The 1,463-nt window shown below is 58.6% G+C and carries 3 pseudogenes; all 3 read left to right on the forward strand.

Going from position 1 to position 1,463, the window contains the following annotated elements:
* Positions 1–253, forward strand: a pseudogene (locus tag F7R02_RS25355) (integrase core domain-containing protein); the annotation flags it as partial.
* A 12-nt stretch (positions 254–265) separates the two neighbouring features.
* Positions 266–1,230, forward strand: a pseudogene (locus F7R02_RS25360) (IS3 family transposase); the annotation flags it as partial.
* Positions 1,231–1,341: 111 nt separating this feature from the next.
* Positions 1,342–1,463 (forward strand): annotated as a pseudogene (locus tag F7R02_RS25365) (IS3 family transposase); the annotation flags it as partial.

Consider the following 1,463-nt stretch of genomic DNA (forward strand, 5'->3'; position numbering starts at 1 on the left):
TGGCGTCGCACTACAGTACATCCAGCCGGGAAAGCCAAATCAGAATGCCTTCATTGAGCGCTTCAATCGTACGTTCCGCGAGGAAGTGCTCGACCTGAATCTCTTCGCCTGCCTCGACGAGGTGCGCGAAGCCGCCCACTGGTGGATGATCGACTACAACCAAGCAAGATCCCATGATTCGCTCGGCGGAATGACCCCGGTCGAGTACCGCAACAAGTACGCCGAAAGCTCTACTTTTAAAGTGCCTGCTTGACGGGGGAGCTTACGCAGCAAGTTCGGCGGCATGGATGCGTCGTTGATATCCCAGCTCAAGGAGCTACAGGACGAGAATCGGCGGCTGAAGAAGATGTACGCCGATGCCCAACTCAGCGCTGACCTGCTCAAGGAGGCGATGGCAAAAAAATGGTAAGGCCATCTCAACGCCGGGAGATGGCCCGATGGGCGGTGGAAGAAGGCCGCATGAACATCCGGCATGCTTGCCGGACCTTTGCGCTGAGCGAGACCTGCTTTCGCTATCAGCCCAAGGCCAGCCAGGAGAACGCCCAGATTGCTGATTGGCTTGTGAGACTGACCGCGACCTATCGCGATTGGGGGTTCGGCTTGTGCTTCCTGCATCTGCGCAACGTGAAGGGCTTTGGCTGGAACCACAAGCGGGTGTACCGCATCTACCGGGAGCTGGAATTGAACCTGCGGATCACGCCGAAGAAGCGGCTGGTGCGCGAGCGGCCAGAGCCGTTGGCGGTGCCGGAGACGATCAACCAGGTCTGGTCGATGGACTTCATGCACGACCAGTTGGCCGATGGTCGCAGCTTCCGGTTGTTTAACGTGCTCGACGACTTCAATCGCGAGGGTCTGGGGATCGAGGTCGACCTGTCGTTGCCATCGGTCCGGGTGATCCGCTCGTTGAATCAGATCATCGAGTGGCGCGGCAAGCCGCGCGTGATTCGCTGCGACAACGGCCCGGAGTACATCAGTGGCGCGCTGCTAGCCTGGGCACAGCAGCGCGGCATTCGGATCGAACACATCCAGCCGGGCCAACCACAGCAAAATGCTTACGTCGAGCGCTACAACCGTACCGTCCGCTATGCCTGGCTGGCTACAACGTTGTTCGACACCATCGAGCAGGTTCAGGACAAGGCCACACGTTGGCTATGGACGTACAATCACGAGCGCCCCAACATGGCGCTCGGCGGCATCACGCCAGCGATGAAATTGGCGATGACCGCATAGCTCCACTTTGGGCGACCGCTAAAAGCGGGGGGATTACCAACTCACTGATGCAATGGATGAAATCCAATCTTGTGAGCTATTTTTACACGTATGTCGGCTCAACCCCAGGAAGACGAACGCCTGCTGGGGCTGATCAAGCACCACTGGTTGGCCAGCGGCAGTGTCTATGGGCATCGCAAGATTGCCAAGGATCTACGCGATCTGGGTGAGCGTTGCAGTCGCCATCGGGTGCA

This window comes from Xanthomonas cissicola (assembly GCF_008801575.1).
Lineage (GTDB): Bacteria > Pseudomonadota > Gammaproteobacteria > Xanthomonadales > Xanthomonadaceae > Xanthomonas > Xanthomonas cissicola.